Source organism: Idiomarina aquatica (genome assembly GCF_003987185.1).
GTDB lineage: Bacteria > Pseudomonadota > Gammaproteobacteria > Enterobacterales > Alteromonadaceae > Idiomarina > Idiomarina aquatica.
Genome location: NZ_PIPS01000001.1, coordinates 62,910 through 79,988, shown reverse-complemented (window position 1 = coordinate 79,988; position 17,079 = coordinate 62,910). Strand labels below are relative to the sequence as shown.

Genomic DNA, 17,079 nt, shown 5'->3' with positions numbered 1-17,079 from the left:
CTTTGTTAGTTAAAAGGGGTAAACCCAACTGAGCCAATAAAAGTCGAGGCCGTCGTTAGGGCGCTTAATGTCACCATTAGAGTAATGAGTATAGCCAAAGTCAATGCGGGCGTCAGAGTTTTTGCTGAACTGCCAGGACAACGAGATACGATCTTCAAACTGAAACTTGGTTGATAGCTTTCTGTTACCGAGGCTGGTCTTATCGAAATAACTGCCGCCAATACCCGCTTCTAAATAAAGCGGTCGCTCTGAGCCGGCTATATGCCAGGAAGCAACAGGGCTTATAGTAAACGCCGTAATGTTGTCAGATGTATCATTCGAGTTCTGCCAATGGTTTAATCCAGTGTCGATATATAACGTTGGCGAGCCAAAAAAGCCCGGCATTTCTAACGGAATGTCGGTAAAGCGATAGGCCACACGAGCGCCACGGAATTGATCGGTTGAATAGGAAGCCGTAAAGCTGACTTCATCAGCCAGCGTAGAGGTTGAAGCTAAACTACTTGATAATAATAAGGCACTTAGAAGCGAAAGACGTCTTAACATATCGCTCTCTTAATGGTTGATTAAAAGTGCCTTTATTTTACATACATCCACGAATGTATGTAAACGAGTTGTTGGTTAATTAATTGTAACCATTTAATAAAAGCGACAAGGGCAACTGACTGACGCTTCCGTTTTTTGTAAAATACCGAGAGTGGTGACTTAATTGGCTGTGCATACTCTCGAAAAGGCGTTAAATGAGATAGTTGAGCGTTTAACAGGCTGCTATCGACTAAGGTCACGGCTTTTTCTGTTTGAGCTAAGTCCAGGGACATGTAAAAGTCATCGCAATGTATAATACGCTGGTTTTTAAGTTTGGACTGGTTTGCTTCGGCCAATTTGGTATGTTCCGGATTATCTGGGTTAATTATCCAGCTTTGGTGATATGGCGTGTCATTGGTTGAGATAGCCGATACCGGAACAAGATCATTTTTCGATAAACGCTGACTTTGCAAGTGTTTGTCGTTTATCTGACCATAGCCAATAGCAATATCCCAACTTTGATGTTGTACGGCAGAGACCATGTCAGCGGCATGTTCACCGGCAAAGTAGTCAGCACAGCGGGTAAAGTTTAATTGTATATGCGGGTAAAGGGCATGAAAGTCCTCGAGCTTATCGGCTAACCAAAAGCGGAAACGTTCAGAGCTTATAGCAACGGTCAGCTGAGTTGTTGTGTTATCACTCAAACTTCGGGTACGCTCTATAGCACGCTCTAATTGATCAAATATTTGTTCAATTTGTGGGGCTAACTCAAGCGCTACCGGTGTTAATGAGTGTACTCGGTTATCACGCTGGAAAAGTCGCATGTCGAGCTGCTCTTCAAGCGCTTGAATTTGACGGGTAACGGCCGACTGAGTCACTCCAAGTTGTTGTGCAGCCTGCTTAAAAGACCCGCTTCTGGCCGCAACATCAAAGACTCGAAGTGCATTAAGTGAAGGAAACTTTGCTTTTTCATATTAATTATTTGGTATTTGTAATTAACAAAATGTAACTTTGATTCTCGCAGGTAAGTTACTGGAAAGCAAGGAAGGAATACGTTGTCGTACTGGAGTGAGTTTTTAACTATTGCGTTAATTCATTTGTTTGCTGTCGCAAGTCCGGCCCCGGGCACCAATTCCTTTGAAATTTCTCAGTAGCTTACGCCCTCGGCGCAAGATATATAGCCCCAATTGCGTTATAGTAGCCTTTTCATTGATTCCATCAGGCACTGTGATGAAATACGTTCTTCTTCTGATGATCAGCTTGTTAGCGTGGCCAGCGGCAGCGCAGGAATGGCAGTTTGCCGGGCAGGCACCCACTGCAGAGCAAACCAAAGACTGGCAGCAGCAGGCGGCGAAGCAGGGTAAGGATCTGATGTTGGTGCTCGGCGCCAATTGGTGCCACGACAGCACCGCATTGTTAGAGCGCTTCAATCAATCGCCGTTTCGCGACCAGCTTAAACAGCAGTATCAAATCCACACAGTTGATGTCAGTTATTTTGAACGCGGCTATGACATCGTGCAGGCCTACGGCGAACCCATTTACTACGGTACGCCCACGGTGATGATCATTGACGCCGGTAGCGGGCAAATCAAAAACTTCGCCAGTTGGCAGCATTGGACCAATGCCTCCAAACACTCCGCCGACGAGTTTCAGGCCTATTTCCTGGAACAAGATTTCTTAACACCCACCGAAGAGCCGCTTAGCGAAGCTCATCGTCAACAACTGTCGGCGTTTAAACAACAACAGGCTGAACGGATCAAAGCCGGCTATGAGTGGGTGGCACCACAGTTAAAAGCCTACAAAACATCCGGCGCTCAGCAACCCCCGCAACGCTTTATCCAACAATGGATGGCCGTCGCCAAATTTCGCAATCAAGTCCATGAAGATATCGTGGCGGCCCATAAAAAAGCCCTGAATGCGCCGGAAACACCGCTTGAATTACCGAGCTACCCGAAGCAGGCATGGGAATAGCCGTTTGGGAATAGGGTTAAGGGCGCTCACTTGCATATGGCTGAGTACTGGGATGAGCGGGTTGAAATGATGGGGTGGTGGGGGAATTTATGTGTAAGTCGACTTGTTAGCAGAACTGTAAAATTTGCTTATTAGATGAATTGCTACTTGAAGACTAAACTCAGCTACATATATTCGTGATGAACATCATTTTTAAGGAACTCTAGTAGTTTGAAGTGCAAATGTGAAGCATGTTCCCTGGGGAACACTGTGATGTCGTTAACGTCCTCTTCATATTCGTCAATTATTGCTTCAGCTTGCTGTACAAGATTTTTTGACACCATTGACAAAGCTTGCAGAGAGTCCCTTATTGCCCCGATATGGTTCCATATTTTTAGGTTGTACTCGTCAATCTTAGGTTGTGTTAAAGATGATTGACTGGGCTGCTCTCCAAAAACCTCAATATGAATCTTTCTGGAGGACATCCAAAAATCTTGTAGTGGCTCTATTATTTTGGGAAAGATAACTTTCCGTAACCAAAACTCATCATGAATGGATTGCTTTTTATCCTGACTTCGCGACCAGACATTATACCCTATTGTCGATAGGGATAAGATCATTGCTAAAATAGAAAGGATTGCACGATAGTCCTGCCACCAAGCAGGAGAGACTTGAGTGTTAGACAAACTGTTAGGTATTTCGAGACGGTTGATATTTATTATTGTTAAAGGAAGTCCAGCAGTTGGATTGTTGCTGGCAACAACGCGATTGTCTGAAGCAGTCTTAGCCTGCTCTGTCTTTTCATTATTTTCTTGCGTGAATGCGGATGCGCTAGTGCTAGTTAAAGTAACTAATAGCACTAACCATAGCTTCACGTTTCTAGGAAATTCAAAAGAAGCCACGGTTGGTGTAGAAGCCTCTTTTCAAAGCACGCTTATATTCAGCTAAAGTATCACCCTTTAAAGAGCTAGAGTCGAGATGTTGCTTTAGTTCATCAACGCTATCATATTTTCGCATAATATCTTCAAGCATGCCTAAAAAATATGAGCTCGATACGACGACCTCCTCAGGGACTTCTAATTCAAAAAAATCGGTCTTATCGGCATGATCGAGTTTAAAGAATTCATGAGCCTTTTCTCCATTACTTCTGCCTGAGAAAAGCCGTTTTTCAGGAGCGTCTTCCAATAACCTACGGAACTCAATCTTATACGTTGCCATATCGATATTCTCCAACATCACCCCTCCAATTCTAAACTTGATCCCGGGTTACTTCCAATGGGAAGCGGATGTTTATCATAACTCCCGGGAAAAATCCAGTATCTAAACTCTTAACGAATTCGGTATCAGGTGGATCAGCTAACTTACCGGGTGTATCGTTGAGAGGATAAATTGCTTGTTCTAGACTGCGGTCATCCAGCCCATCATTCCAGTCATCATTCGTAAAAGAGAGTCTATAGGTTCCATCGAACTTAATCCAGGTATTACCAGACATGAGAGCCATTAAAGGTCTCAGATCGTTATTTTTCATCAAACCCGAAGAACATATGTCGTCATGAAGTTCTTGAAAAAAGTTCAATAATTCAACCGTCCCTGTTCCGCAAGTTCTTCTTTCATCGTTATTTTTGCACGAAACTCTTCCTTGAAGCGACGCTACAGTAATTAATGCTTCTCGAGTCAACCCCCTTACACCGATATGCCGCTCAACATACGGTTTTACTTGTTGGTTGTATGAAAAGTGCTCAGCGCTTAAGCCATCATAAGTGGCCGCAATTGTCTTACCAAAGTTAAATATAACGATTTCACAACTAGGATGCTCATGAGAAAAGTTGACATGAGCCCTTACATACCATTTACCTTGCTGTTTATCCATTGCATGACGTTCAGCGTTATCAAGCAATTCACTGACACATGATTTTAGCGTTCTACACGCTTTTTCTGTTAGCTTTTTGCTTATGCTCTCTGCTAAGCAGTCATTAATATACTTTACGAAGTTTTCAGAAGTTTGGTTCTTATCATCACGAGCATACGCGGAACCCTTTGCTGTAGAGGTCTTTTCCTTCATAAAAATAAATTGCTGCTTGGTGTCGGCAAGATCACGATGCTCTTTATCTGCATCAATCTCCTTTACTATACCGACATCTCGAACTATTTCAGTATGGTTTGGTTCGGATGGATAAACGCCGTTTATGGTAACGGTTCTGCCATTTGTGCGTTTTTGATGTTTTATAACACGGCCCAATACTCCGAGCAAAGCTTCACTGCCTAAACTGTACCGTCTGCAATGTTGATAGTTCAACTGAATGCTTCTGCATCTCCGGTTTGTTAATGCGGATGTGATTTCGTGTATAGTGCTAAGTGCTTGTTCCGGGTCTTCTAAGAAGGAAAATGTCCTTGGAAGCTTGAAGGTCTCATATTTTCGGTATTTACGCCTCGGCTCTTGTGAACTTATTCTTCTTACGATAGAGCTTATTGCAATTGGTACTTTGCCGGATCTAAGCTGTTGCCTAGCTATTCTCTGACGCTTCGCAGTTTTGATTTTTAAATCACGCTGAAATCGTTTTGCTTTTCGTTTCAGATCATAAATACTCAAGCGTGCACTAGATTTCATGGAATTCCCTGTCTTTCGGTGTGTGAAAGGTTACTACCTAGTATTATGAAATATTAGTTAACAAGAGGTTTTACCTCAGGCTGATTAATAGAAAACTTAGTTAATTTCTATCCGAAACTAATCGCATTAGCTCTCTCCCCAGCCAAGAAAGACGCCAGCGTGAGATCCCTAACCTGAAGGCTAAAGCAGTACTTGTCAGTGTAAATAAAAGTGCCGCGCCCCATAGCAGAACAGGCTGTATGGACGAGTAAAAAACGTTTCCAAAAAAATAAATAAAAAAACCAGTTGATAATAGTATTGTACTGGTGAAGATAATCGTATAAGTGTAGTCTTTTTCTAGCACTTTATTTACTTCGAGTTTTTTGGCTAGATAGCGCTCCTTTGCTCCTACAGTACCTGCATGTAGTGGAAATGCGGGAATGCGACGTTTGAATTCAAAGAGAAGCTTTGCTTGTTCAGGAGTCAATAGCTTAAGTGTTTGACGTACCTCATCAGCGATGCTGTCTCCATTAACAGCGCGGATAAGTAAGCCTTGCCAAATGGCACTGAGCTCTTCGTCCTGTGGGTCGACGTCTTGAACGCTAGTTAACCATTCCTCGGCCGTGTCAACTTGAGCTAACGATGGAGGCTCATGATTAGTACTGTCCTTGGTATTTAGCTCAGCATTTACAGCCTCTAAGTGAGCCTCCAAGTTTTTTCTACGACGTTTATCACGCCAGTTGTCGATACTTTCCTTAATTGAGTCTCTTACTTCATTCCCAAGCATTTCAAAAGTTGGTTTTACTAAAGCCGTTAAGGCCGGGGTACATGATAATGCAATGGCTTCACTTGCTGTATTTTCTTCAACTTTTTCGGCGTCGTCACTCATTGTAAATCCTTTTTATCTCAAAGTGCTTAAGTTAACTCTTTTCAAACACATATCACGTTTATGTGGTCAGTGGGTTATCAACTTGCGTCAAGTTCTCAAAATAACAAATTGGGAATAAGCAAACCCACTAAAAACGGGATATTTCTACCTTTATAGCCTCTTAAGTACTCAAAATCACGTTTCAAAGCAAAAAAGGAACTTGCCGACGTTTGGGATGCTAGCTTGAACCTTGCGTTGCGATACTCTGGAATCACCCGGGAATATGCGGAGCGAGGCTTTGCGCAACTGGTGACCAAAAGCATCCAGCGAGACAGAGCGGCTCAATCCGGTAAGATCTGTAATAGCTCCAGCAGCCCGGGCCATTATTGCATTGACCGATCAGCGAAACCTTCCAATAAGACCTTAATGCAAATCATTGTTATTTGCATAAAAAGACACTACAATCGCCTCCGTTAAAAACCTAGAATCAGCCAAGGAGAGCATTAACGTGCGCAAATCGTTTCATGTATTACCCGTTGCGTTCGCTGTTCAGATGGTGTTGAATCCGGCGTTGGCGCAGGACTCACAGCCAACTGAGCAGGAGCAAGCCGAACAAAACCTCGAACGAATTACCGTTACCGGCAGCCGTATCGTTGAAAGTTTTGACGAAGTACCGGCAAGCATCACCATTATTGACCGTGACACCATCGAAGCCAATTTACGCGTCAGCTCAGAGCTGCAAAGCCTGCTTGCGCTGGCGGTACCGGGCATGGCGCCGAGCACCGGAAGCTCAAGCAATTTCGGCCAAACTCTGCGCGGACGTAACATGCTGATCATGATCGACGGCGTACCACAGGACACGCCATTACGTAACGGCGCACTGGGCATCCGCACGCTCGATCCGGCCAGCATCGAGCGTATCGAAGTACTGAATGGCGCAACCTCTGTCTGGGGTAACGGTGCCGCTGGCGGTGTTATCAACTACATCACCAAAAAGCCAAGCGGGCAGGGCAGCACGGTTAGCCTTACCCAGGCGGTAAAAAGCAGCCTGGTGAAAACCGATGACAGCTTAGGCTATCGCACCGTGGTTTCTGTTGACGGCAGCGAAGGCGCGCTTGGCTTTGTGGCCACACTCGCCCAGGAAAAATATGGCGTACAACGGGACGCCGAGGGCGACATTTTAGGGTTGCAGTACGGTTTGTCCGACAGCGTGCAACGCGATGCCTTCTTTAAATTGAGCTACGATCTCAGCGACAGCCAGTACCTGCAACTGACCTATAACTACTACGATTCCGATCAGGATGCGGCCTACAAAGACGTACCCGGCAACATCGACCTTGGTGAGAAAACCTACGCCGTGCCGCTGGAAGAGGGTGACGTGCAGCTTGGCGCGCCACAGGGGCCGGAAGGCAACTACAACGTGATGGCCAAATATCACAATGACGCGCTGTTCACCAACACCTCACTGACCGTTGATGCGTACCAGCAAAAAATCGACAACGTGTTCTTCTGGTCGCCAACCCTGGGTAACCCGGACGCGGGTTATGACGGAGGACAATCGGCGATTTTGTCCGAAAAACAAGGCTTCCGCTCGGTCTTCACCAGCGACGTTAACATCGGCGGTATCTACGCCACCTTCATCTACGGCCTTGATCTGCTCAACGACGTTACCTCGCAGCCATTGCTGGACGGCCGTATCTGGGTACCGGAAATGGACATGAGCTCGAAAGCCGGCTTCTTACAAACCAAGTGGGAACTGGCACAGGACTGGACGCTAAAAGCCGGCGTACGTCGTGAAGACATTTCAGTCACCGTCGATGATTACGAAACCTTACGCCTGTGCCGCGACGCAACAACCTGTTCAACACCGATGCAAGTGTCGGGTGGCGATATGGATTACGCCGCAACCACTTATAACGTCGGCTTGCGTTATCGTTATTCGGACGCCTTCTCGCCATTCGCCAGCTACTCCGAAGGGTATGAAGTACCTGATTTAGGTTTGTTGCTGCGCACCGCCACCGTGAGCGACCTGGGTCTGATTGAGAACGAAGCGTCGATCATCAAGAACTACGAAGTTGGCTTCAGCAGCCAGTTGAACAATCTGTTCTTCACCGGTGCGTTGTACCGCAGCACATCCGATTTGGGTACCCGCAGTGTTTACGATCCGGAAAGCGGTATCTACCGTCCGGCCCGTGCACCGCAAAAAATCTGGGGCTTTGAAGCGACGGCCGAGTACACCTTAAATGATCAGTGGAGCCTGCAGGCGGCCTATGGTTACACCGAAGGTAAAGATACTCAGAACGACACCTATTTGGGCGCCCGTCAGATCAGCGCACCGAAACTTACCAGCGCGGTTAACTACAGCCCGAGTCAAGATCTGGACGTTAACCTGAACTGGTTACACGTGTTCTCCCGTGACCGTTTCGACGCCAACGAACAAGGGTTTTACAGCGGCGATCAGGGACCGATCGACAGCTACGATGTGGTTAACCTGTCGGTCCGTTACCAGTTGAACAACTGGGAGCTGTTTGGCGGCATCGAAAACCTGTTCAATGCGGATTACTTCCCGGCGCGTTCGCAGGCTCTGCGCTACGGGACCGGTTATAGCGTGAAGGGCGTTGGTGCAACGGTGTCACTGGGCGCAACGTACCGCTTCTAAACAAGGCTTTTATCCCTCGCGGCTTGCGCTTCTGGCGCAAGCCCGACCCGCAGTTTGAAACCAACGGCGATAAAATGCGTAGGGTTCATAAACGGCGTCTTTTTGTATAATGGCTCCTTTCAGTCAGGCATTCTGGGGGAGGAGCCATCCATGTTACTCAAAAAATCTGCAATCGATGCCATGCCGGGCGAGCACAAAACGCACTTTTTAAACGCTAACGCACAGCGCTTAAACAAATCGCTGGGTGACGCAACGGGCATGAAATCGATGGGTATCCATCTGATCACGGTCGAGCCGGGGCGCGACTCAACCGAGCACCATTTTCATCATTTTGAAGAAGAAGCGATCTACGTGTTGTCGGGTACCGGCATCGTGCATATCGGCGACGAGCAGTTTGCCATCGGCGCGGGCGACTTTATCGGCTGTCCCATCGATCATGTGCCGCATTCGATGGAGGCGACCGGCTCCGAGCCGTTGCAATGTCTGGTGGTGGGAAATCGCCTGAATGCCGATGTCAGCGACTATCCGCGTCAGGCCAAACGCTTGTACCGCTACCCAAGCGGTTGGGATTTAGTGGATGTCGAGGATGTCACTAACGTGAAATGACTCTGTCGCTTGCGCCTTTGGCGCAAGCTCAACCATTAATTGCAATTCCTTATTCATTGCGTGTATATTAACAAAATAAATACATTCAAGTTATAACAATCAGAGAATTCGGTTAATGGAAATGAACGCAACAATTATTGGTCAGTCTATCATCTTATTTGCCATCATTATGGCAGTGCTTGGCTATTATCTCGGTAAGCGTAAAACCACCAACCCTGTACTCACCGCGGTTATTGCAGCGCTCAGCGCGCTGATCCCACCGCTGGCCATAATCTTCCTCATCGTGCTTGTATTAAAAAAGGATGTAAAACAGTAGCTTGCGCCTTTGGCGCAAGGCAGCCGGAAGTAAAATCGCTTGCACTCACATCAGCAGGCTTATTGGTTAGCGTTTAGGCATCTTATGAACCAATTAGAATTAAAAAGAAGTCGTAGTTTTTGGTATTACATGGGCGGGCTAGTCGCTATTGCAATAGCCACAATTTTCTTCATTATCGAAATAACCGAAGATTACGGCGGAACAATTTCAGATGTTCCTGCCTACGCTATGTATGCTTTATTGGTGATCGGTTTGGATCTCTATCGTCGCCTATCTTTCTATTTTCGTCATGCTGATGATCAACTGACCTTGGCAAAAGACAGTTTGACCCTTTGTCGCAAAGGGGTAAAAAAAGTCATCAAACCCTCTGACCTAAAGAAAATCAAAATCGACAAAGGGGCGGGCTTTGTTACTCTGGTGTCCTATGGTGAAGTAGCTACTCGTATTCAACCATGGATGTTTGGTAAAACGGCAGGCAAGTTCAAAAGGATACTCAAAGAGTTTGGCTTTAATTAGGTACTAAGTCCTGAAAGTATAAGCTTACTTTTCTTCATTATTTCCACGTTCATCTTTTTGGACAACATCTCTGGGTGCGTTAGCCAGCGTAGCAGCGTGATCGTCGAAGGATATGGCGACATCGCCGTGCGTGACCAAGTCCTTTAACAAAATGGCAATACCGGCCACACAGAAGAACAAACCATAATTCAATGCCACAGTTTGCAAGTGGCGGAGAATATAAAACATCTCAGGACTTTCAATCGGAATCCACAGCACAGGCGCCATCAAACCCAGTACACAGATAAAGGTATAAACCATAAAGCGGATAAAATGAACCGGCACTCGTTTAATGCTCATGCCGTAGACGATGGTTGCAACAATCACAATACTCGCCGTTGCTTGCACCGCGATTGAGGCTCGGTCGGTAAGATGAGTGAACCTGCCTTCCTCATACTCTGTACTACCGACATCGCCAAAGAAAATCGTCATCAATAAGTTGCCAATTAAAAATAGCGGACAAATAATCCAGGGAAAAATCAGAAGTTTGTTTGTTCGCATTAGTGTATAGCCAGTTGCCCCATACCAAACGACAAACCAGAGTAAGAAGGCGGTGCTGTAAATGATAATGCTGGCGGTGATGATCATAAAAAGAGTTTTAATTATTGTTAATTTTGAATGCTTTTTACCCAGCCTATCAAGAAAAGCTCAGTAAAAAAACGGTCTTTTTCGTCTACAGAGATGAGAAAACAAAAGCACAAGCCGAACAGCAGTTCTTTCGCTCATTGCTTAATTGTCCTTTTCCAATCGAGTAATGGATTCTTCAACACCTCACGAACTCGGGTCAGGTAAACGGTTCATCTAATCGCCTATTTACCTAGAGTGCCTCACGTAATGGCATGCACCCAACTCGCATTAGTGAAGGAGATAGTCCCGCTCAACGCCAATGTTCGGTTGCGACGCAAACTGTCGCAAGTCGTCGTTAGGCTTGTTGATAGGGACATCACAGCGGATGTGAGTGGGCAGGGATGCTGCTGATGCTTAGGTGCATTTTTCAAAGGTTCAATAAGGACGTGATCATGAATAAAGGGAAGTTGATTACTGGTTTAATCATCGCCGCTTTTTTGGTTTTCCAAGCGGTATCGCCTTACTTAACCGTTTACCAGATTAAATCGGCGGCTGAAAGTCGCGATAGCGAAGCGTTATCAGAGCATATTGAATTCAGCAGTGTGCGACAAAGCCTTAAAGATCAACTAAACGCGATGATGGCGAGCACAATGGAGCCTGACGAGACAACAAAAGGTAACCCATTTGCGGCTTTAGGAGCTGGTATTGCAAGTATCATGGCTGAGCGTATTGTTGATGCCTATGTTACTCCAGCCGGTATCGCCAAATTAATGGCTGGGGAAAAACTGGATGCTGACAATACCGAAAATCAGCAACGCAATGAAAAAACACTGATCGATTCGTCCATGTTCTACGAATCGCTCAACAAATTTGTTGTGCGAGTAAAGGATGAACAGGGCGACGAGGGTAAATTTGTTCTGCGCCGTCGTGGTCTGGGGTGGAAGCTGACTGAAATCGTTATTCCGATGGATTAGGTATTAAAAGTATGAGCGTGTTCAAGTATGCTCAAGGTATCAATGCGTTAACAGGATCAAGGACGACTCCATGAAAACCTACTTTATACGCCACAGTTCAGCGCTGGCAATTAGTAAAGACACAATGAATAGGCTTTTTCAGGAAGATCGAATTGCTATTCATTACCCAGTGGATAATAGCGGTGATTTCGAGCTTTTTGATTCGGAAAGTCTCGAGCCTGGGGACTATTCAGGGTCAGCTAAATCCAATTTGCAACGTTTCAAAGGCTTAGCACGCAAAGGTGGTTATGTTTTCGCAGCCTATCGAGGCAAGCCCGGCGGTATAATCGGCTTTGTTGAACCAGGTAGCGAGATAGAACTATTTAGAGGTGAGTGGAGGCAGAAAGGTGATTCGGCTGCGCGTGAAGCAGTACTAAAATCAATCGAGCTTAAAAAAGCTCGCAAACTAAACGCTGGGCAGGCGATATCGCTAACTGCCGTTCAGCCCCGTCAAGGCACTTTTTGTCAATGGCATAAAGTCGGCTCACGAGTTGTTGATTTAGTCGAAGGCAATACAACCATGAGTCTTGACAGTCTAACACCAGACTTGCAAGAAGTAATGTGTATGGAATATATGCGCACTCAAAAGGCTGCCGAAAACGACTTGCCGCAACTAGAATATACTCTGATGCCGGTTGGTCGAACCATGAAAGACATTGATATTTTGGGTGTCGATAAACACGGGCAAAAGGTGTCCGTGCAGGTTACTTATGGGCGTTTCGATAAAGCAGGTAAAAAGTTTAAAAAACTGGATCAGTATCTCAAATCAGGCCATAAAACGGTTTACTTTTGTGACCATAACAAAATAGAGACGATTAACGGACATCTGGTATATCCGCTAGAGCACGTATTTAAAGAGTTCTGCAAGAAAACACAGATAGGGCACGGCTGGCTGCACGATGCAACGCGGCTATTGAGTGAGTAGTCGGCTAATTGCCTACTTTAAATAATTTGAGTAAACCCACCAAGCCACGAAACTAAACACCGCCACAGCGATAATCATCAGGCCGCGGTACATACTAAGGTTGTGCGTCTCGTTGTTCGTACTGGCGAACTTCTCAACATAAACATCAAATGGTAGATTAAGATTCCCCGCCAGCACGATGCCACCGGCCAGACACCATAACTTTGCGCTACTGAGCAGCGTCGCAAAAATAACCGTAATTCCGAACCAAAACCACAACATATAAGACCTCGTTGATTGCTTGAGATAGTGTTATTGTGACAGTTTGGTGCGTCACCTAATGTCTTAAACGAGGGGCTTTTGCCTCAGTACCAGCTGCGACGCAAAATGACGCAGCTATGAATTAGTCTATCTAATATGGACATCACGAGGGAAGTGAGTGGGTCGTGAGGCTGCTTGAGTAGAAATTAAGGAACTTAAAGACTAACAAATTTGATAGTGCCATTTTCAATAGTCGTCTGGTAATGTAGTAGAGCACCTATTCGTATTTCATGCTGGCTTTTTGTGATGTTATCGCCAAAATCTCACCAGATAGACACTGCAGCAAGCCTTTATCAGTCACTTTTCAAGTCAGTACAGGCACGGTAGAACTGATAATAGATGGGGTAAATACTGGAGTAAGTTTTGGAGAGCCGAGGCCGAACATCGAATGTTGGAAATATTGTCTGAGAGTCAAGCAACTAGAATATTATGACGAATACAATTATGAGTTGTTACTCGCTGGAACACAAAATTCGCGAAGTAGTTCGATAGAGTACAAAAGTTGTTCTTACTATTGACAAAATTTCTCCTGTCAGACTAGTCAGTATTTAACGATAAGTCAATGTCGTTTACTATGATTTCCATTGAATGGCGAGAGCAACGAGCTACGTCCGATATAGCGCCTAAGATGAGGTGTTTTCGGCTGAAATTTAGCTTCAAAAGAGCACTGTATTTACATGTGGTTGCAATAAATACACGAGTAGCACAGACAGTTAGAGAACAGAGATTTGCTGGCGAGTTGTGTGATACAGCTCGTTTTCACAGATTTAATAAGACAAGAATTAAAATGGACAAACGGATTAACCATGGCTAACGCAACAGAGTTGAAAAGCAAATTTACTGAAGTACTGAAGTCGATGTTTCAGTTGGACCAGCCAGAGTTGGACTTTGGTCTGTACCGTATTATGCATGCCAAAGCGGATCGGATTAACCGTTTTTTAGAAACCGAATTGGCTCAGCAAATTGACGCAGTATTTGAAGACGCTGATCAAGCGAACCAAAACCAAGTGATTGAGGCTGCTAAGCAGAAATTGATCACCCAACTGGGCTACAGCGCATTTGATGAAAATGACGAGTTAGCTGAACATTTTAAAACTGTTCCAGCTGCTAAAGATTATTTAAATGCGGTAGAGAAAGCGAAAGCTACTAAAGGCAATTTAAGTGAACGAGCGGTGATTTATGACCACCTCATCCGCTTCTTTAAACGTTACTATGACGGCGGTGATTTTATGAGTCGCCGCTACCACGTTGCGGAGAATAAGTCTAGAGCCGCAGTTTATGCCGTGCCTTACGATGGTAGCGAAGTTTATCTGCATTGGGCGAATAAAGATCAATATTACATAAAAACTACCGAGAGTTTTAACCTCTACAGCTTTGATATTTCCGAAGCTGCTAAAAAACATGCTGAATCATTCGGTCAGTCAGCAAAAACAGGGCTGCTTAATTTTGAAGAGGCCACGCAGCTTGCCAATAAACGCATTCATTTTAAATTGGTGGATGCCGCTCAAGGTGAGCACAACAATAATAAAGAGTCTGAAAAACGGCAGTTTTTCATTCGAGCAGAGCAACCCGTTGCACTCAATGATGAAGGTGAGCTTGAAGTATACTTTGAATTCCGAGTTGCAACAAAAGCCGACACGATAACCGCAGAGAGAGAAAAACAGCTTAAGACCCGATTCGGCGCAAGCAAAAAAGGTGATTTACCAAATTTGTATATCACGCAAGTGATTCAAGATGAACTATCAGCGATGCAATCACAGGCGGGTACTGAAGATTTCATTACTTTTGCTCAGATCCTTGCACCGACAGATAAAGTCAAACAGCGCCCTCTCATCACAAAATACATCAATAACTACACTAGTAAAAACACCATGGATTATTTTATTCATAAAGACCTCGGTGGATTTTTACAGCGCGAGTTAGATTTCTATATTAAAAACGAAATAATGCGACTAGATGATATTGAGCAAGCGAGTGAGGCTAACTATGCACGATTGCTTAAACAAATTAAAACGCTACGTAGCGTTGCAAAAGATATCATTAAATTTTTAGCTCAAATTGAAAATTTTCAGAAGAAACTTTGGCTGAAAAAAAAGTTTGTGACAGAAACTAATTATTGCATCACTTTGGATCGGTTAGCCTGCCATACTGACTTGCTTGAAACTGCATTATCGAATGACGCTCAGCGAAAAGAGTGGGTCGACTTGTTTGGAATTGACTTAAAGGAAATGGATAAATTGCGAGAGCAAGGCGCTGATAAATTATTCAACGATGAGAGATTTAGCAAGTTAATAATAGATACAAAATTTTACTTACCAGCATATCGCGATGATTTATTGTCGAGGATTACATTACTGGATGATAAAGTTGATGGGATCATGATTCACTCTGAGAATTTTCAAGCAATAAATGCGTTAACCAACAAACTTGAGTCATCAGTTTCTTGTATTTACATTGATCCTCCTTACAACTCTCCGTCAAGTCAGATTGCTTATAAAAATGAATATAAACACTCTTCGTGGATGAGTCTTATGGAAAATCGCTTGTCATCTGCAAGGAAATTACAAGATGAAAAGTGCTCTGTTATTGTAGCTATTGACGAAAATGAAGCTAACGGGCTAGAACGCCTAATGTACGAACTATTTCCCCAATTTGAAGTTGTGAAAATAGCAATTCAACATAATAAAAAAGGTATTCAGGGTAACCATTTTTCATACTCCAGTGAATTTGGAATATTTGCTATACCGCCGGAAAGGAAGAAGTTAAATCGGGCTATATTGCCAGAATCTGAATGGGAGTATTCTAATTTAAGAAATTGGGGCGGCGAATCTCTAAGAGCGGATGGGAAGACGTGTTTTTATCCTATTCTTGTAAAGAATGGTCGAATTGTTGGGTTCGGCGATGTGTGTGAAGACAGTTACAGCCCTGTATCTGCGAATATTCTGAGGGAAAATGGTATTATCGAAATTTACCCTATAGATGAGCAAGGTATTGAAAGAAAATGGAGATATTCAAGAGATACCGTTCAATCAATTAGCAGTTTATTAAAAGTCGATAAGGCAAGAAACGGGGATTTGTCTATCAAAAAGGCAAAGAATGATTCACAATTTAAAACGATGTGGTATGACTCAAAATATAACGCAGGTGATTACGGAACTAGTATATTAACAAACATGGGAATAGATAAATCTCTCTTTGACTTTCCTAAGTCTTTGTATACTGTAAGAGACTCAATTTTCGCAGCGTCCGACACATCAGGGTATGTATTAGATTATTTTGCCGGTTCAGGAACCACTGGGCATGCAGTTATTAGGTTGAATAAAGAAGATAATGGTAACAGACGTTTTGTTCTTGTTGAAATGGGTAATTATTTTGATGCAGTCACTAAACCACGAGTTCAGAAAGCGATCTACGCAGAGGGCTGGAAAGATGGTAGACCAATTTTTGATAAGGAAGGCAAAGCCGGTGGCGTTAGCCAGTGTTTCAAATATCTGCGCTTGGAACAGTACGAAGATACTCTCAACAACTTAGTAGATGGCAACTCTTACAACCCTGAATCTGTTCCCAAAGATTTTATGCTGTCGTATTTATTGGAAGCAGAAACAGCAGAAAGCCCGTCTTTGTTGAATTTGGAACAGTTCAGTAACCCTCGAAACTACAAATTACAAATCAAGAAACCCAACTCCGATCAGTCATCACCACAGGTAATTGATTTAGTCGAAACCTTTAACTGGCTAATAGGTTTGCACGTAGAAAAGCTAGATAAATGGCGTGCTTATGATTGTGAGTTTGAGCGCGAGCAAGACCCTGAATTGCCGCAAGACCAGAACACGCGTTTGAAAGTCAGTCAGATGACAGAAGCTAATGCCTATGCTGAAGACGCCCCTATTTATCAGATTCGTGTGGTAGAAGGTTGGGTGCGTCGAATTCCCGGTAATGATGAATTGCGGGATAAAGTGTTAGTGATTTGGCGTAACTTAAGCGATGATCCAGAGAAAGATTCAGCCTTTTTAGAAGCATTGCTCGATTCAGAGAAGGCTGACATCGGCAAAATTATTGAATCGGATAGTCAGTTTGACAAGATTTATATCAATGGCCCACACGGCTTGCAACTTCGTGGTAGTGCAAAGACTCGTTTACTCTCTCTTGAAGACACCTTCATGACCAAAATGTGGGAAGACGCGTAATGCGTTTCTTCAAGATTATAGTAA

16 protein-coding genes and 1 pseudogene are annotated in these 17,079 nt (G+C 44.3%); 8 read left to right on the top strand and 9 right to left on the bottom strand.

Annotated elements, in window-relative coordinates; translation table 11 throughout:
- Positions 1-9: 9 nt before the first annotated feature.
- The 3 genes and pseudogenes from CWE23_RS00400 to CWE23_RS13870 all read right to left on the bottom strand — a co-directional run.
- Positions 10-543 carry an acyloxyacyl hydrolase gene (locus CWE23_RS00400; protein WP_126819101.1) on the bottom strand — a complete coding sequence of 178 codons (534 nt, stop codon included), beginning with the start codon at positions 541-543 and terminating at the stop codon, positions 10-12.
- Between the two features lie 32 nt (positions 544-575).
- Complete coding sequence (locus tag CWE23_RS00395) at positions 576-1,346, bottom strand: LysR family transcriptional regulator (RefSeq protein WP_241970559.1); 771 nt, start codon at positions 1,344-1,346, stop codon at positions 576-578.
- Between the two features lie 12 nt (positions 1,347-1,358).
- Positions 1,359-1,412, bottom strand: a pseudogene (locus CWE23_RS13870) (hypothetical protein); the annotation flags it as partial.
- Positions 1,413-1,752: 340 nt separating this feature from the next.
- Between CWE23_RS13870 and CWE23_RS00385 the strand changes: the two are divergent.
- Positions 1,753-2,493 (top strand): thioredoxin family protein, encoded by a 741-nt coding sequence (locus CWE23_RS00385; protein ID WP_126819100.1) that lies wholly within the window; start codon positions 1,753-1,755, stop codon positions 2,491-2,493.
- Positions 2,494-2,657: 164 nt separating this feature from the next.
- On the opposite strand, the gene CWE23_RS00380 is transcribed toward CWE23_RS00385, so the two are convergent.
- The 4 genes from CWE23_RS00380 to CWE23_RS00365 all read right to left on the bottom strand — a co-directional run bounded on the left by CWE23_RS00380 (position 2,658) and on the right by CWE23_RS00365 (position 5,948).
- Positions 2,658-3,374 (bottom strand): serpin family protein, encoded by a 717-nt coding sequence (locus tag CWE23_RS00380; RefSeq protein WP_126819099.1) that lies wholly within the window; start codon positions 3,372-3,374, stop codon positions 2,658-2,660.
- Positions 3,361-3,690 carry a hypothetical protein gene (locus CWE23_RS00375; RefSeq protein WP_126819098.1) on the bottom strand — a complete coding sequence of 110 codons (330 nt, stop codon included), beginning with the start codon at positions 3,688-3,690 and terminating at the stop codon, positions 3,361-3,363. The genes CWE23_RS00380 and CWE23_RS00375 overlap by 14 nt, the downstream gene beginning before the upstream one ends.
- Before the next feature lie 31 nt (positions 3,691-3,721).
- Entirely contained in the window at positions 3,722-5,080 is a 1,359-nt protein-coding gene (locus tag CWE23_RS00370) for a hypothetical protein (RefSeq protein ID WP_126819097.1), read from the bottom strand.
- Between the two features lie 100 nt (positions 5,081-5,180).
- Positions 5,181-5,948 carry a hypothetical protein gene (locus tag CWE23_RS00365; RefSeq protein WP_126819096.1) on the bottom strand — a complete coding sequence of 256 codons (768 nt, stop codon included), beginning with the start codon at positions 5,946-5,948 and terminating at the stop codon, positions 5,181-5,183.
- A 532-nt stretch (positions 5,949-6,480) separates the two neighbouring features.
- On the opposite strand from CWE23_RS00365, the gene CWE23_RS00360 reads away from it, so the two are divergent.
- The 4 genes from CWE23_RS00360 to CWE23_RS00345 all read left to right on the top strand — a co-directional run bounded on the left by CWE23_RS00360 (position 6,481) and on the right by CWE23_RS00345 (position 10,024).
- Positions 6,481-8,586 (top strand): TonB-dependent receptor, encoded by a 2,106-nt coding sequence (locus tag CWE23_RS00360; protein ID WP_126819822.1) that lies wholly within the window; start codon positions 6,481-6,483, stop codon positions 8,584-8,586.
- Between the two features lie 150 nt (positions 8,587-8,736).
- Complete coding sequence (locus CWE23_RS00355; protein ID WP_126819095.1) at positions 8,737-9,192, top strand: cupin domain-containing protein; 456 nt, start codon at positions 8,737-8,739, stop codon at positions 9,190-9,192.
- Between the two features lie 115 nt (positions 9,193-9,307).
- Entirely contained in the window at positions 9,308-9,508 is a 201-nt protein-coding gene (locus CWE23_RS00350) for a hypothetical protein (RefSeq protein ID WP_126819094.1), read from the top strand.
- Positions 9,509-9,592: 84 nt separating this feature from the next.
- Positions 9,593-10,024, top strand: a complete 432-nt coding sequence (locus tag CWE23_RS00345) for a hypothetical protein (protein ID WP_126819093.1) — start codon at positions 9,593-9,595, stop codon at positions 10,022-10,024.
- Positions 10,025-10,048: 24 nt separating this feature from the next.
- Here CWE23_RS00345 and CWE23_RS00340 read toward each other — a convergent pair whose 3' ends face one another.
- The gene (locus CWE23_RS00340; protein WP_187346281.1) at positions 10,049-10,651 is read right to left on the bottom strand and encodes a hypothetical protein; all 603 of its coding nucleotides are present in this window, start codon (positions 10,649-10,651) and stop codon (positions 10,049-10,051) included.
- Between the two features lie 380 nt (positions 10,652-11,031).
- On the opposite strand from CWE23_RS00340, the gene CWE23_RS00335 reads away from it, so the two are divergent.
- Positions 11,032-11,604, top strand: coding sequence for a DUF2939 domain-containing protein (locus CWE23_RS00335; protein WP_206750259.1), 573 nt, complete (start codon positions 11,032-11,034; stop codon positions 11,602-11,604).
- Between the two features lie 70 nt (positions 11,605-11,674).
- Positions 11,675-12,568 carry a hypothetical protein gene (locus CWE23_RS00330; RefSeq protein WP_126819092.1) on the top strand — a complete coding sequence of 298 codons (894 nt, stop codon included), beginning with the start codon at positions 11,675-11,677 and terminating at the stop codon, positions 12,566-12,568.
- Positions 12,569-12,580: 12 nt separating this feature from the next.
- Here the strand turns inward: CWE23_RS00330 and CWE23_RS00325 are convergent, their stop codons facing one another.
- Positions 12,581-12,829: a hypothetical protein gene (locus CWE23_RS00325; RefSeq protein ID WP_126819091.1), complete on the bottom strand. Its 249-nt coding sequence runs from the start codon at positions 12,827-12,829 to the stop codon at positions 12,581-12,583.
- A gap of 845 nt (positions 12,830-13,674) precedes the next feature.
- Here CWE23_RS00325 and CWE23_RS00320 point away from each other — a divergent pair.
- Positions 13,675-17,055 carry a DNA methyltransferase gene (locus CWE23_RS00320; RefSeq protein WP_126819090.1) on the top strand — a complete coding sequence of 1,127 codons (3,381 nt, stop codon included), beginning with the start codon at positions 13,675-13,677 and terminating at the stop codon, positions 17,053-17,055.
- Positions 17,056-17,079: the final 24 nt, after the last annotated feature.

What these genes read in the sequence shown, in the direction of transcription:
- CWE23_RS00400 (WP_126819101.1), bottom strand. Translation starts at nt 543, where the DNA reads ATGTTAAGACGTCTTTCGCTTCTAAGTGCCTTATTATTATCAAGTAGT.
- CWE23_RS00395 (WP_241970559.1), bottom strand. Translation starts at nt 1,346, where the DNA reads ATGCGACTTTTCCAGCGTGATAACCGAGTACACTCATTAACACCGGTA.
- CWE23_RS00385 (WP_126819100.1), top strand. Translation starts at nt 1,753, where the DNA reads ATGAAATACGTTCTTCTTCTGATGATCAGCTTGTTAGCGTGGCCAGCG.
- CWE23_RS00375 (WP_126819098.1), bottom strand. Translation starts at nt 3,690, where the DNA reads ATGGCAACGTATAAGATTGAGTTCCGTAGGTTATTGGAAGACGCTCCT.
- CWE23_RS00370 (WP_126819097.1), bottom strand. Translation starts at nt 5,080, where the DNA reads ATGAAATCTAGTGCACGCTTGAGTATTTATGATCTGAAACGAAAAGCA.
- CWE23_RS00365 (WP_126819096.1), bottom strand. Translation starts at nt 5,948, where the DNA reads ATGAGTGACGACGCCGAAAAAGTTGAAGAAAATACAGCAAGTGAAGCC.
- CWE23_RS00360 (WP_126819822.1), top strand. Translation starts at nt 6,481, where the DNA reads ATGGTGTTGAATCCGGCGTTGGCGCAGGACTCACAGCCAACTGAGCAG.
- CWE23_RS00355 (WP_126819095.1), top strand. Translation starts at nt 8,737, where the DNA reads ATGTTACTCAAAAAATCTGCAATCGATGCCATGCCGGGCGAGCACAAA.
- CWE23_RS00350 (WP_126819094.1), top strand. Translation starts at nt 9,308, where the DNA reads ATGGAAATGAACGCAACAATTATTGGTCAGTCTATCATCTTATTTGCC.
- CWE23_RS00345 (WP_126819093.1), top strand. Translation starts at nt 9,593, where the DNA reads ATGAACCAATTAGAATTAAAAAGAAGTCGTAGTTTTTGGTATTACATG.
- CWE23_RS00340 (WP_187346281.1), bottom strand. Translation starts at nt 10,651, where the DNA reads ATGATCATCACCGCCAGCATTATCATTTACAGCACCGCCTTCTTACTC.
- CWE23_RS00335 (WP_206750259.1), top strand. Translation starts at nt 11,032, where the DNA reads ATGCTGCTGATGCTTAGGTGCATTTTTCAAAGGTTCAATAAGGACGTG.
- CWE23_RS00330 (WP_126819092.1), top strand. Translation starts at nt 11,675, where the DNA reads ATGAAAACCTACTTTATACGCCACAGTTCAGCGCTGGCAATTAGTAAA.
- CWE23_RS00325 (WP_126819091.1), bottom strand. Translation starts at nt 12,829, where the DNA reads ATGTTGTGGTTTTGGTTCGGAATTACGGTTATTTTTGCGACGCTGCTC.
- CWE23_RS00320 (WP_126819090.1), top strand. Translation starts at nt 13,675, where the DNA reads ATGGCTAACGCAACAGAGTTGAAAAGCAAATTTACTGAAGTACTGAAG.